The 13,841-nt window shown below is 64.7% G+C and carries 11 protein-coding genes; 8 read left to right on the top strand and 3 right to left on the bottom strand.

Annotated elements, in window-relative coordinates; genetic code table 11:
* Positions 1-2: 2 nt before the first annotated feature.
* Entirely contained in the window at positions 3-2,009 is a 2,007-nt protein-coding gene (locus PMI42_RS16895; protein ID WP_050994383.1) for an acyltransferase family protein, read from the bottom strand.
* A 478-nt stretch (positions 2,010-2,487) separates the two neighbouring features.
* On the opposite strand from PMI42_RS16895, the gene PMI42_RS16890 reads away from it, so the two are divergent.
* Genes PMI42_RS16890 through PMI42_RS16860 form a run of 7 tightly spaced genes read left to right on the top strand, consistent with a single transcriptional unit; the run spans position 2,488 to position 10,451 of the window.
* Entirely contained in the window at positions 2,488-4,008 is a 1,521-nt protein-coding gene (locus tag PMI42_RS16890) for a hypothetical protein (protein WP_008136194.1), read from the top strand.
* A gap of 42 nt (positions 4,009-4,050) precedes the next feature.
* Positions 4,051-5,094, top strand: a complete 1,044-nt coding sequence (locus PMI42_RS16885; RefSeq protein ID WP_502692656.1) for a glycosyltransferase family 2 protein — start codon at positions 4,051-4,053, stop codon at positions 5,092-5,094.
* A 4-nt stretch (positions 5,095-5,098) separates the two neighbouring features.
* Positions 5,099-6,964: an asparagine synthase (glutamine-hydrolyzing) gene (gene asnB, locus PMI42_RS16880; RefSeq protein WP_008136190.1), complete on the top strand. Its 1,866-nt coding sequence runs from the start codon at positions 5,099-5,101 to the stop codon at positions 6,962-6,964.
* Between the two features lie 6 nt (positions 6,965-6,970).
* Complete coding sequence (locus PMI42_RS16875) at positions 6,971-7,573, top strand: class I SAM-dependent methyltransferase (RefSeq protein WP_008136189.1); 603 nt, start codon at positions 6,971-6,973, stop codon at positions 7,571-7,573.
* Positions 7,570-8,331, top strand: coding sequence for a methyltransferase domain-containing protein (locus PMI42_RS16870; RefSeq protein WP_008136187.1), 762 nt, complete (start codon positions 7,570-7,572; stop codon positions 8,329-8,331). Before PMI42_RS16875 ends, PMI42_RS16870 begins: the two co-directional genes overlap by 4 nt.
* Positions 8,331-9,125 carry a class I SAM-dependent methyltransferase gene (locus PMI42_RS16865; RefSeq protein ID WP_008136185.1) on the top strand — a complete coding sequence of 265 codons (795 nt, stop codon included), beginning with the start codon at positions 8,331-8,333 and terminating at the stop codon, positions 9,123-9,125. The genes PMI42_RS16870 and PMI42_RS16865 overlap by 1 nt, the downstream gene beginning before the upstream one ends.
* 27 nt (positions 9,126-9,152) lie before the next feature.
* The gene (locus PMI42_RS16860) at positions 9,153-10,451 is read left to right on the top strand and encodes a V-type ATP synthase subunit I domain-containing protein (protein ID WP_008136184.1); all 1,299 of its coding nucleotides are present in this window, start codon (positions 9,153-9,155) and stop codon (positions 10,449-10,451) included.
* Here the strand turns inward: PMI42_RS16860 and PMI42_RS16855 are convergent.
* On the bottom strand, positions 10,448-11,671 hold the full coding sequence (locus PMI42_RS16855; protein WP_008136183.1) for a phenylacetate--CoA ligase family protein: 1,224 nt from the start codon (positions 11,669-11,671) through the stop codon (positions 10,448-10,450). The genes PMI42_RS16860 and PMI42_RS16855 overlap by 4 nt on opposite strands.
* An 89-nt stretch (positions 11,672-11,760) precedes the next feature.
* Between PMI42_RS16855 and PMI42_RS16850 the strand changes: the two genes are divergently transcribed.
* Positions 11,761-12,909: an AGE family epimerase/isomerase gene (locus tag PMI42_RS16850; RefSeq protein ID WP_008136182.1), complete on the top strand. Its 1,149-nt coding sequence runs from the start codon at positions 11,761-11,763 to the stop codon at positions 12,907-12,909.
* On the opposite strand, the gene PMI42_RS16845 is transcribed toward PMI42_RS16850, so the two are convergent.
* On the bottom strand, positions 12,906-13,745 hold the full coding sequence (locus PMI42_RS16845; RefSeq protein ID WP_008136181.1) for an ABC transporter ATP-binding protein: 840 nt from the start codon (positions 13,743-13,745) through the stop codon (positions 12,906-12,908). The genes PMI42_RS16850 and PMI42_RS16845 overlap by 4 nt on opposite strands.
* Positions 13,746-13,841: the final 96 nt, after the last annotated feature.

Here is a 13,841-nt window from a genome sequence, read left to right as displayed (position 1 = left end):
CGTCACCTGGTCTGGGTGCCGGCGGCTCCGGGCTGGGCGGCTGCATCACGGCGGCCGTCGGCCAGCGCTGCGGTCAATCCGATTCTCTCGGCAAAGTCGCGGCGCGTTTGCAGGCTCAGATTGCGGCGGATGTGGCCCTTGTCCCGCCACAGAAACTCTCCGTCCATGGTGATGTCGCAGGTGTCGTTGCGGCACAGTCGCTCCGCCGGAATTACGGCCGAGACGCTCGGGACCTTGCCGGCGATCTCGACAAACATGGCGTCGATGGCGTCCGTCTTCTGTCGGATGAGCCGCTCGTCGGCTGGCTGGATCGTCGCCGAGCAGGGCGCCCGCAACAGCGTCGAGTGGATCTGATGAGCGCATTCGACGACGCTGAGAGGAAGCTCGGGCACGGTGCCGACCAGGACGAAGCGTCGCTCCGGCACCGCCGCTTCGTTGACGATCTTTGTCAGTGCGCCGCGCATCGCCTCTACGCCGGCCGCGGGGTCGTCCTTGCCGTCGATCCGGGCCGGCAACTCGATCCAGTTGGAGGTAAGGATCACCTGATCGATCGCAGCGTCGTCCCGGAGCAGCTTCATTGCATTGGCATGAAGACGCCGGCAGTAATCCGGATATTGCGGGGCGCCGACGGGGAAGATGTCGTGGCCGTTGCCGAGCGCCGCCGAGCAGCCGGCATAGACCAGGAATGACCGCTCGCTGTCGGTGTTGATGGCGTCGACGACGGGCGCAAAATGCTGTGCGTGACTGTCGCCCCAGATCAGTGTCTTGTGCTTCGCCGTCTTCCAGGGCGCGCCGAACACGCAATAGCCGCCGGGGATGGCGTCGATTGCCACTTCCTTGCAGGGCCAGTCCCACATCACCGCGAGGCTGCGCATGGCAAGGCCGGCGGACGGAATCCGCTGCGGTAATCCGTCCGTGCTCTCGACATACATGGCCGCACAGAACAGCGTCATGATGCCCGCGAAGCCGGTCGCGACGGTCCGGGGCGCGCTCCAGCGTCGCTTGCGGAAGGGCTGCTCGACGTAGCGGTAAGAGGCCGTCGATATGACGATCGAAGCGGCCGCGATGACAATTGCCTGGGTGTGATCCGGCATACGGTTGCCGATATAGGCGCGGAACAGCACCCAAATCGGCCAGTGCCAGAGATACAGGCTGTACGAGATCAGGCCAATCGGTGCGAGCAGCCCCAGCAGGCGCCCCGACAGCGTCGGCCGCGCGCAGGGCCAGATCACCAGGGCGGCGCCGAGACAGGGCAGCAGCGCGGGCGCGCCGGGAAAATGCTCCGGCGAGATGACATGGAAACCGGTCGCGACGAGCACGAGGCCGGCCACGGTGGCCAGCTCACCAATCCGGCGCGGAAGCGCAGGCAGAAACGCCAGGAGCGCGCCGAGCCCAAGCTCCCAGGCCCTCGGAAGTGCCATGTAGAATGCGGTTTTCGGCTCGACGCTGAAATAGGCGATGCTGGCGGCACAGCCGATCGCGACGACGACGGCAAGTATTGTGGCGAGCGCAAATCTCGAGCCAATCCTGGTCAGGCCCAGCAGCAACAGGGGCCACACCACGTAGAATTGCTCCTCCACGGCAAGCGACCAGGTGTGCAGCAGAGGCTGGAAATCCGCGGCGCGGTCGAAGTAGCCGGTGTGGTTGAGGAAGTAGAAGTTGGACACACCAAACGCCGCGCCGGCGGTGCTCGTTGCCAGCGTCGCGTAATCGCCCGGCATCAGCAGGAAGCGGCCGGCGAGCAGCACCAGCGCCAGCATGGTCAGGAGCGCCGGCAGGATGCGCCGCATCCGCCGGTCGTAGAAGCCGATTACGGAGAAAGTGCCGGCGGTGATTTCTGCAGCCAGGATCTGCGTGATCAGAAAACCGCTGATGACGAAGAAGACGTCGACGCCGGTAAAACCACCTGGGAGTGGCGCGCCGTAATGGAAGGCCAGGACGGAGAGAACCGCGATCGCACGCAGACCGTCGATTTCGGCGCGATAGCCGAGCCTTGTCGTGAGTTCCATTCTGATCTGCCCATCGGGTTGCGCGGGGCATAGCATCGCGACCTGCCGGGAACAAGCTAGCGCGTTTGCGCACCGAGGACCACGGGCAGAGGACCACGGGGCAGGGTGCGCTCGGCATCGATGGCCGTGGCGGTGCGATGAGCCGACGTCACGATCGTGCCTGGCCTCTGGCACATCTGCGCTTGGGTGCCGACGATCTCGGGTACTGCGTCGGGTCTTCCGTGGTGCGACAGATGAGGAGAAGAGGAGGACCAGACCTCCTCACGAATCGCGTCCAGCGCGCCCCCGCATCTGGCCGGACGAGGTCGCCCGGTGCCGTGATCAATCGCGATCCGCGTGACGATGCGCCGCATCGACCGACGCGTGTTCGGGGCAGGTTCCTGGGCGGGTTTTGTGTCAGAGAATGTCTGTTGAATGTCCAGGGGAGCGTCGATAATGTCCGGCCGCAACTTGGGCGAGAGGGCTATCGGCGCGGACAATGACGGAAGATGCAGTGGCTTCGACGCGGCGATTCACACTCGCTTCCCTGATCGCATTGTTGTTGTCCCTGGTGGTCTGGACCGGGATTTTCGGGCGGGTCAGCGATGCCGGCCTCCGGTTCGATAAGGATATCCTTTATGTGTATCTCTGCGGCGTCGAATATGCAGGGCAGGCGTCGCACGATCCGCAGGATAGGCTGACCGATTATCTCGTCGCGGCGTCAACCCACGAACACTATGTCTATCGCGCGAAGATGCGCTCCGCCTATTGCAACAACTACCTGTTCACGTCGCTCTCGATGTATGTTGCGGGAAAGGTGCAAAGCTCGCTCGGCCTGACCGATCCCGCAAGGGATTTCCCCGAGTTTCTGTTTCATGCCATGCGATGGGGCGTCATGCTGTCAGGCGCGCTTCTCGCCTTCGTATGCTTCGTGATCGTGTTCTCGACAGCCAGAGTCCCTTTGGTCCTGCCGCTCTTCGGCGCCGTCGCGCTGGCCGCGCTGTTCTACTGGGTCGTGCCGACGCCGAACATATCCTGGTCGCTGTACCAGCAGACGCCGGTGCCGCCCGCGCCGATCGTCAGCCTGCACCGGACGTTCTGGCTCGGTCTCCACACGTGGATCAACCCGACCGGTGCGTTCTCGCCGTTCTCCATCTTTCCCCGCTGTCTCTGCGCCATGATCACCTTCGCCGCGTTTGCGCTGAGGTGGTCGGGGCGCGGCGGGCTGGCCTATTGGGCGCCCATTGCCGTCAGCTTCGTTCACCAGAGCGAGGCGCCGATCCTGCTCGGCGTCATGATTGCGTGCGACCTCGTCCGTCAGCCGAAGGTGCTGCTTCGTCCGGCCTATTTCGTTCCGATCCTTGCCACCGTGGCCTTGACGGCGTTGCGTGAGCGCATGTTCTCGATCATGGGATATTCCTGGGTGACGGCCGCCATCATCGTCGCCGCGCTGATAGGGATCGCCGCCCTGGCCTTCGCAATCCCACGTGTTCGGCAAGCGGCGGTGTCGGTGTGGTCGATGGTCGACCGCCTGCGGGTCCGCTGGTTCGAGCACCTGTCGCTTACGGTTTCGGATACGGTCGTGATCCTGCTCGGATGGGTTGCCGTCGTGGTCCTCTGCTATGTCCTTTCGCGGCACGACCAGGTCTATCGCGTCGGCTATCTCTGGTCGGAACTCTATCCGCGCTACGTCGGTCTGTTCCAGCTGCCGGTGTTCACCGGTCTGATCTATGCGGCATGGCCCTGGGTGCTCAAGAAGCGCGTGACCGCGACCCGCGACGCCATGGTGGGGGTGTCATGCCTCATGCTGGTTCTTGCGGGCATCTTGTGGCTGCGGCCATGGATCCCGGAGACCGCCCTCGTCGCCGAGGCCCGGGCCTACGACGTGCAAGTGCGCCAGCAGCATTACGTGCAGAGCGAAGCCTCGTTCTCCGTTACGGAAACTCCGTGGTACTATCTGATGCTCAGGGACGCGTATCTTGGAGGCAAAGGCTTTGACGCGTATTTCTCCAGGAATTGAGGTCGCGGCCGCCGGCTTCGTGCCTGCCGCTGAACCGCTTGTGTGCGGCTTGCCGTGGCGTCGGAAATCGCATGGGCGCGCCAGGCCATGACTGATCAAATTCCGCCGGGCCTTTCCGTCATCGTGCCCGTCTACAACGAAGAACAGTCGCTCCCCATCCTGGTGGAGAAGCTGATGGCTGTTCTGCGGGGATTGCCCAACCGCTTCGAGATCGTGCTGGTCAATGACGGCAGCCATGATGGTTCGCTGGCGCTGCTGCGTTCGCTGTCGCAGGCGCATCCCGAGATCAAGGTCGTCGACTTCCGCAGGAATTACGGCCAGACCGCCGCGCTGATGGCGGGCATCGACCATGCCTCGAACGACATCGTGGTGATGATCGACGCCGACCTCCAGAACGATCCCGCCGACATTCCGCGTCTGTTGGCAAAGCTCGACGAGGGCTTCGACGTCGTCTCCGGCTGGCGCAAGGAGCGCAAGGATTCCGAACTCAAGCGCAACTGGATCAGCCGGGTCGCCAACCGCTTCATCTCGCGGGTCTCCGGCGTGAAGCTGCATGATTACGGCTGCACGCTGAAGGTCTACCGCCGCAGCATGGTGAGCGGGGTCCGTCTCTACGGCGAGATGCACCGCTTCATTCCGATCTATGCGGAATGGCAGGGCGCACGCATCACCGAGCTTCCCGTCGCCCATCACGCGCGCCAGTTCGGCGCGTCGAACTACGGCCTGGAGCGCATCTTCAAGGTCGTGCTCGATCTTCTCGTGGTAATGTTCCTGCGGCGCTATTTCGCCAAGCCGATCTATCTGTTCGGCGGCTTCGGGCTGATCTCGATCATCGCGTCCTTCGCGACCATCGCGCTCGCGATTCTGCTGCGCTTCGTCGCCCATATCTCGCTGATCCAGACGCCGCTGCCGCTGCTGGCGGCGCTGCTGTTCCTGGTCGGCATCATCAGCATCCTGCTCGGCCTCGTCGCCGAGATGCTGGTGCGGACCTATTACGAATCGCAGGGAGCCCGCGCCTATCTCGTGCGTGAGCTGATCAATTTCCAGGGCGAGGCGGCCACGAGCACCGGTCAACGGGATATTTGACGAGATGTGCGGCATAGCCGGATTTCACGGTGCGGGAGACGTCGGCGATATCCGGGCGATGACGGATGCGCTTGCGCATCGCGGACCGGACGGGTTCGGCTACCACACCGACGAGAACCATCGTGTCTTCCTCGGGCATCGGCGGCTCGCCATTCTCGACATTGGCGGCGGCGCGCAGCCGATGTGGAACGAGACCACGACGGTTGCGGTCATCTTCAACGGCGAGATCTACAATCATGTCGAGCTTCGCGCCGAGCTGATCCGCTGCGGCCATCGCTTTGCCTCCGATCATTCCGACACCGAGGTCCTCGTGCACGGCTACGAGGAATGGGGGCACGATTTGCCCCGGCGGCTCAACGGCATGTTCGCCTTCGCGATCTGGGACAGTGAAAAGGCGCAGCTGTTCCTGGCGCGCGACCGGTTCGGCGAGAAGCCGCTGTTCTACGCGAAGGGGCCGGACTTCTTCGCGTTCTCGAGCGAGCTGCGCTCGCTGGCAAGTCATCCCGGCTTCGACGCCGCGCTCGACGTCCGCTCCCTGCAAAAGCTGTTCGCCTACGGTTTCTTTCCGGCGCCGCGGACGCCTTATCGCCACGCGACGAAATTGCCCGGCGGCTCCTGGCTGTGCTTCGACCTGCGCTCGGGCAACATCACCACGCAGCGATACTGGCAATTTTCGCTCGCGCCCGACGAGGCGATGTCGTCGCGCAAGGAAGACGACCTCGTCGACGAGCTCGACCATCTCGTGACGCAGGCGGTGCGTCGTCGCCTGATCAGCGACGTGCCGCTCGGTGTCTTTCTGAGCGGCGGCATCGATTCCAGTGCGGTGCTGGCTGCAGCGACCGAGATCGTCGGTCGCTGCCGGCTCGAGACATTCACGATCGGCTTCAACGAGCGTTCATTCGACGAGTCCGCACATGCGAGCCGTGTGGCACAAATCTTCGAATCCGTGCACCACGAGCAGAAGCTCGATCTGACACAGGCGCGCGACATCATTCCGGCCCTGCTGGATAAGATCGGCGAGCCGCTCGGCGATTCGTCGCTGCTGCCGACTTACCTGCTGTGCGAATTCGCGCGGCGAAAGGTGACCGTGGCGCTCTCCGGCGACGGCGCCGACGAGCTGTTTGCGGGGTACGACCCTTTCCACGCGCTGCGTCCGGCGTCGATCTACAACAGCAGCGTTCCTAGCGTGCTGCACAACATCATCCGCGGCGTGGCCGGGCGGCTGCCGGTGTCGACGCGGAACATGAGCCTGGACTTCAAGCTCAAGCGGACACTGACCGGACTGTCCTACGGGCCCGAATTGTGGAACCCGACCTGGCTCGGTCCGCTCGCGCCGCCCGAGATCGCACGGCTGTTCGGCGAAGAGGTTCACACCGAGGAGCTCTATGAGGAGGCGCTAGCGCTGTGGAACGCATCTCCCGGCCTCGGTCTCGTCGAGAAGACATTGGAGTTCTACACCCGGTTCTATCTCCAGGACGGCATTCTGACCAAGGTCGACCGGGCCGCGATGATGAATTCGCTCGAGACCCGCGCGATCTTCCTCGACAACGACCTCGTCGATTTCAGCGCGCGGCTGCCGACCGCGTTCAAATATCGCAACGGCGTCGGAAAATACCTGTTGAAGAAGGTGCTGGCACGGAAGGTGCCTGCCGATCTGGTGTCCCGGCCCAAGAAGGGCTTCGGCATCCCGCTCGCGGCCTGGCTGCGGGAAATTCCGCAGCGCATTCCGCTGGAGAAAATCGCCGGCATTGACCTCGCCGAGGTCGCCGATTTGTGGCAACAACACCGCAACAGGCGTTCGAACCATGCCATCGCCCTATGGGTCTGGCTCGGCCTTCAGGCCTTTCGCCGCCCTGTAGCCACGGGATAGGACCGGATGTTGCGGAAAGCGCTGGAGCGGGTTCTGGAGTTGCCCGCCGTCTACGACCTCAACCAGTTCATCGGCCAGCCGACCGTGCGCCGGTATACGCAATTGCTCGTGGAGGAAGTGCCGCTCGGTGCCGAGACGAAGGTGCTCGATCTCGGCTGTGGCACCGGCGCGACGCGAAAACTCATTCCCGGACATTATGTCGGCATCGACATCAATCCGGACTACGTCGCGTCCGCAAAGCGAATTCGCTCCGGCGGCGAGTTCATCGCGATGGACGCGACGAAACTGTCCTTCCCCGACGCTTCGTTCGACCAGGTCATCTCGGTCGCGACCACTCACCATCTCGATGGCGAGCAGCTCCAGGCGATGGCGCTGGAGGCGCTGCGCGTGGTCAGGCCAGGCGGCGCGTTCCACATCATCGATGCGATCCTGCCGGTCAATCCGCGCGACCGCGCCAAGGACATGTTCTTCCGCATGGATCGCGGCCGGTTTCCGCGCAAGCTCGAGGATCTCGTCGCCACCGTGTCGCGCGCGGCCGGCGTGGCGCGGACGCGGGTGTTGAACGGGCCGATGCACGACGTGGCCTATCTGAAGGTGGTCGGCGCATGACGGAGAAGGCTACCCAGCGCCAGTACGACGAGAAGTTCATGGACTATGCGTCCGTGTCGTCGCATTACGCCGCCTCTGAAATTATTCCGCTGCTGCTGCGCGCCCTGCCGGTTGCGAGCGTGGCGGACATCGGCTGCGCCGGCGGCGGCTGGCTCAGCGTCTGGCGCGCCGCGGGCGTCACCGACATCAGGGGCGTGGACGGCGACTACGTCAATCAGGCCGATCTCGAGATTCCGCGCGAATTGTTCACGCCGGCCGATCTGTCGCGGCCGCTCGATCTGTCCCGCAGCTTCGACCTGGTGCAGTCGCTAGAGGTCGCCGAACATATCGAGGCGCGGTTCGCCGACCAGTTCGTGCAGAACCTGGTGAGGCATGCGGACAAATATCTGCTGTTCTCCGCTGCGGTGCCGGGGCAGGGCGGCGAATATCACGTCAACGAACAGCCGCTCGATTTCTGGCGGCAGCGTCTGGCGCGGCACGGGTTAGACGCCTATGATTTCGTCCGGCCGCAGGTGGTGAGCGATCCCCGCATCTCGTTCTGGTATCGCTACAACATCGTGCTCTATGTCCGCCGCGAGCATCAGGCCGCGCTTGATCCGGCGATCCGCGCCACGCGCGTGCCTGACGGTGTTGCCATTGCCGATGTGTCGCCGCCCTGGTTCCGTCTGCGCAAGCGGGTGGTCCGGGCGTTGCCGCCCGCGATCCGGGATGGTCTGGCGCGGCTGAAGGCCCACGTCGCTCCAACCGGAAGATTCTGATGAGCGAGAACAGCACCGGCGTGAGCAAGCCGACCGGCTCGTCCGAGCGCTTCGGCTACGAATGGAGCCACTACAACGAGATCCGCGCCGACTACGAGACGCAGTTCCGCAAGTGGACGCCGTTCCTCGGGCCGGACGACTGGCAGGGGGCAAGCACGCTCGATGTTGGCTGCGGCACCGGGCGCAACTCGCTGTGGCCGCTGAAATACGGCGCGCGCGAAGCCACCGCGATCGACATCGATGACGGCTCGCTCGCGGTCGCGCGCCACAATCTTGCGCCCTATCCCAATGCGACCGTGCTGAAGAGAAGTGCGTTCGACATCGGATTCGAGGACCGCTTCGACATCGCATTCTCGATCGGCGTCATTCATCATCTCGAGAGCCCCGACCTAGCGCTCAAGCAAATGGTGAAGGCGGCGAAGCCCGGCGGACGCGTCGTGATCTGGGTCTACGGCTACGAGAACAACGAGTGGATCGTCCGCTTCGCCGATCCGCTGCGCAAGGCGCTGTTCTCGCGCCTGCCGATCGGCCTCGTGCATCACCTCTCGCTCTACCCGACCGCCGTGCTCTGGCTGCTGCTGCGCCTCGGCGTCGGACGTCTTGCCTATTTCGACCTGTTGCGGACGTTCTCGTTTCGGCACATCCGCTCGATCGTGTTCGACCAGATGCTGCCGCGCATCGCGCATTACTGGCGTCGCGAGACGGTGCAGAGCCTGATGGAAGAGGCCGGGCTGAAGAACGTGCGGCTGGAATGGGTCAATCAGATGTCGTGGGCGGCGATCGGAACGAAATAGCCGCGCTACGCGCATCCGGGGGGCGCAATGGCACTCAGCTATGAATTGGCAAGCCGCAAGAGCCTGACGCAGGCTGGTTGGCTTCGGCTCCTGATGGGTGCCGGGAGCGCGCTGCTCCTGGCGGCCTTTTTCGTCGTGATGCTCCGCCAGCCGTTCGAGACGGTCGACGATCTGATCTGGCTGAACAAGCTTGGCCGCGACTCCTTCTCGAGCCTGCTGCTCTCGCCGGCATGGTCGGTGACAAGCAGCTTCTATCGACCGGTGGCGGAGGCCGTTCTCAAGACGCTCTACGCGGCCTTCGGCTGGGATCCCCGTCCGTACCGTTACGTGCAGTTCGCGGCCATCGTTTTGCTGCTTGGGCTCTCGTTGCAGCTGATACGGCAACTCAGGCTCCGTCAGGACATGATCTTCCTGCTCGCGGTCTTCCTGATCGGCTCGCCATTCATTTCCGGCTCGCTGGCGTGGCTCAGCGAGTTGCCGCACGTGATCATCCTGATCTGCTTTGCTGCCGGTCTCGTCGTGATCACGTCGGATCTGCCGGAAGGCCGGAAGCTGGCGATCTGCACGGCGGTCTTCGCGATTGCCCTGCTGTCGAAGGAAAACGGAATGGTGCTCGCCGTTTTTCTCATCTATTTCGTTCGAACGGCTCCCGTGGCATCCGCTCTGGCCTTTGCGTCCGTCGTCGCCTCATACTTCGCGATACGCGCGTTTGTGCTCGGCGCTGCGATGGGGCTGTCCTCTGCCGACGAGGACGTCGGCTATTTCTTTGGATTCATAACCGCCGCAGAGAAGCACGAGATGTTTCCCGGGCGTGCGATCTACCAGCTCTATGCGTACAACGTCGTTGCCCAGCTTTCTGCCATTCTGGTCAGGGCGACGGCATGGGGGCAGATCGTTGGCGGCATCAACCGCGAAGTCATCATCGAGGCCGCGTCAACCGTGGTCATCCTTGTTGGCGCAGCCGCAGCCTACCGCAGGCACGGGGTGGTCTTCCTCGTGCTCGTCGCTGTGACGGTCGGAGGGGCCGTTCTGTCCTACGCTTATGCGCGCGACAGACATCTGGCGCTTCCGGGTCTTGCCTATGGCTTCCTGCTGGCCATGACCGCAAACGAGATATCCGAACGGCTTGCCCGGGGGCCGACGGTTGTGCTGTTCTGCATCTGGCTCGCCTGGTCCGCCCAGGCTGGTCTTGCCATGCGCGCCATGGACATCGCGTCGGCCAGAGCAATCGAGGAGATCTATCGTCCGAACGTCACGCCGCCAAACCCGCGCATTCCGATCGAGGTCTGGACGGTTGCGCGCGAGGATGCGCTGAAGCTTCGCTAGCGTTCGTCCGCGATCACCTTGCCGTCATTCGGAAGGGCGCCCGAGCCGACCAACTCGACGCTGCCCCCGAGCTTCGTCACCGCCCGCAAGGTGCCAGTGATCTCCTCGCGCAGGGCATCGCTCGTCGACGCTGTTTCCGCCCTCAGCGTCATCGCGTCAGTTTCGCCCTGACGTGAGACGACGAGGCGCAGGCGGCCGAGCGCGGGATGGCGCCGGCCGATCTCGGCGATCTGCTCGGGGCGGACGAACATGCCCTTGACCTTGGTGGTCTGGTCGGCGCGGCCCATCCAGCCCTTGATGCGCATGTTGGTACGGCCGCATTTGCTCGAGCCCGGCAGCGCTGCGGTGAGGTCGCCGAGCGCGAGGCGGATCCAGGGATGATGCGGGTCGAGCGAGGTGACGACGATCTCGCCGACGTCGCCGGGCGGCACGGGATCGCCGGTGCCGGGCCTGACGATCTCCATGATCAGATCCTCGTTCACGACCATGCCCTCGCGTGCCTCGGTCTCGAAGGCGATGAGGCCGAGATCGGCGGTGCCGAAAGCCTGGTAGGCATCGATGCCGCGGGCCTTGATGTCGGCCTGGAGCGAGGGCGGGAAGGCGGCGCCCGAGACCAGCGCGCGCTTGATCGAGGAGACGTCGCGGCCGGCGCTCGCGGCGGTGTCGAGCAGGATCTTCAGGAAATCCGGCGTGCCGCTGTAGCCGACGGGACGATAGGCCTCGATCAACTCGAATTGCTGTTCGGCATTGCCGGGGCCGGCCGGGATCACGGCGCAGCCGAGCGCGCGTGCCGAGGCATCGAAGATGAATCCGCCGGGGGTGAGGTGGTAGCTGAAGGTGTTGAGCACGATGTCGTCGGGCCGGAACCCGGCCGCGAACAGCGCCCGCGCGCCACGCCACGGATCGCCCTGCCGGCCCTCCGGCTCGAAGATTGGCCCCGGGGAGGTGAACAGGCGGGCGAATGAGCCTGGGGCCGCTGCCACGAAGCCGCCGAAGGGCGCTGAGGCCTTGTGCAGGGCGGGCAGTTCTGATTTGCGCAGCACCGGCAGGCCCGCCAGCGCGGCCCGGGAGGTCACCGAGGCAGGATCGAGCCCCGTCAGCCGCTCGGCATAGGCCGGCGCGTTCATCGCGCTCCGTAGCACGTCGGGCAGGCGGGAGAACAGATCGGCCTCGCGCGCGTCTGCCTCGCGCGTCTCGAGGGCGTCGTAATGGGCGGTCATGGCTGATCTTTCCGGGTTGGCATCCGTTGCACGCCGCCGCTTGCATGGGTATCAGACGGCAATTGCGGCGGCCTGGAGAGCGCGGAGTGATGGACGAAGGGGTCAAGGAGGCTGAGGGGGCGGGCGACGTGGTCGCGCGCCTGAAGCGCCGCATGATCGAGCAGGCGCTGCCGCTGTGGTCGACCGTCGGCTGGGACCATGACGCGGGCGGCTTCATCGACCGGCTGCATCCCGACGGCACGGCAGATACGGCCGCGCCGCGGCGCGTGTTCGTGCAGGCCCGCCAGATCTGGTGCTACGCCAAGGCGGCGCAGATGGGCTGGTATCCGGAAGGGCGCGGCATCGCGCTGAAGGGGCTGGAGCACTTCCTGGCAAAGGCGAAGTCGCCGGACGGCAAGCCCGGCTATGTGCACCGGCTGACGCCTGACGGCGCGGTGCTGGACGCGAGGCGCGATGCCTATGACCACGCCTTCATCCTGTTTGCGCTGGCGACCGTGTACGCGCTCGACAAGGACGCGCAGGTCCGCGCCGAGATCGACGCGCTGCTCGGCTTCCTCGACGGCCATCTGCGCTCGCCGCATGGCGGTGTGCATGAAGGCCTGCCGGTGTCGCTGCCGCGCCGGCAGAATCCGCACATGCATCTGTTCGAGGCGATGATCGCGTGTTTCGATGCGACCCACGATCTGTCGTTCCAGAACCGCGCCGGCGAGTTCTTCGCGCTGTTTCTCGCCAATCTCTACGACAAGCAGAAGCGCGCGCTCGGCGAATATTTCGAGGAGGACTGGTCGAGGATCGAGCCGGTCAGCGTCGAGCCCGGCCACCAGGCGGAATGGGTCTGGCTGCTGAAGGGATTTGAGCGCATCACGGGATGTCCGACGGGACAGCGGCGCGCCGAACTGCTCGCGACCGCGCTGCGCTATCGCGACGAGGCGACGGGCTGCCTGATCGACGAAGGCGATGACATCGGAAACATCCGTCGCGGCACGCGCCGGCTGTGGCCGCAGACGGAGATCGCGAAGGCGTGGATCGCGCAAGCCGAATCCGGCGAGGTCGGCGCGGCAGATGAGGCGCGCGCAGCGCTGGTGCGGCTCGAACGGCATTATCTCAGCCATCCCGTGAAGGGCGGCTGGTACGACCAGTTCGATCGCGACGGCAAATCGCTGGTCGACACCATTCCTGCGTCGTCGTTCTATCATGTTCTCTGCGCAGTCACCGAAGCGGAGCAGGTGTTGGGTTAGAGCCAGCGCTTGCGCCGCTTGAAGCTCTTGAGGTTCTTGAAGCTCTTGCGCTGGTCGCCGGCGCCGCCGAGGTAGAACTCCTTAACGTCCTCGTTGTCGCGCAGCTCGTCCGCGGTGCCGTCGAGCACGACCTTGCCCTGCTCCATGATGTAGCCGTGGCTTGCCACCGACAGTGCGGCGCGCGCGTTCTGCTCCACCAAGAGGATGGTGACGCCGAGGTCGCGGTTGATCTTCTGGATGATGGAAAACACCTCTTTCACCAGCAATGGCGACAGGCCCATCGACGGTTCGTCCATCAGGATCATCTTCGGGCGCGCCATCAGCGCGCGGCCGATCGCGAGCATCTGCTGCTCGCCGCCGGAGAGGTAGCCGGCCAGGCCGGTGCGCTCCTTCAGGCGCGGAAAATAGTTGAAGACCATGTCGAGATCGGCATCGACCTCGCGGTCCCTGCGGGTGAAGGCGCCGAGCTTGAGGTTCTCCAGCGACGTCATGTCTGCGACGATGCGGCGGCCCTCCATCACCTGGAAGATGCCGCGGCGGACGATCTTGTCGGGGTCGATGCCGTTAATCCGCTCGCCTTCGAACAGGATTTCGCCGCGCGTGACCTCGCCGTCCTCGGTCTTGAGCAGCCCCGAGATTGCCTTCAGCGTCGTCGACTTGCCGGCGCCGTTGGCCCCCAGCAGCGCCACGATCGCGCCCTTGGGCACGTCGAGGCTCAGGCCGCGCAGCACGAGGATGACGTCGTCATAGACGACCTCGATGTTGCGCACGGTGAGCAGGGGCGGCGGCGCGACAACGGTGGGAGCTGTTCGAGCAACTTCTGCGGTCTGGGTCATGCTTCGTAACTCTCCGCTGTCGTCGCCCGGCTTGACCGGGCGACCCAGTATTCCAGAGACGCCTGAGATTCTTCGAGAGGCCGCGGCGTACTGGAT

Source organism: Bradyrhizobium sp. YR681, from assembly GCF_000282615.1.
Classification (GTDB): domain Bacteria; phylum Pseudomonadota; class Alphaproteobacteria; order Rhizobiales; family Xanthobacteraceae; genus Bradyrhizobium.
Note: the sequence above shows the minus strand (reverse complement) of the source record. Positions and strands in the feature narration are given on the sequence as shown.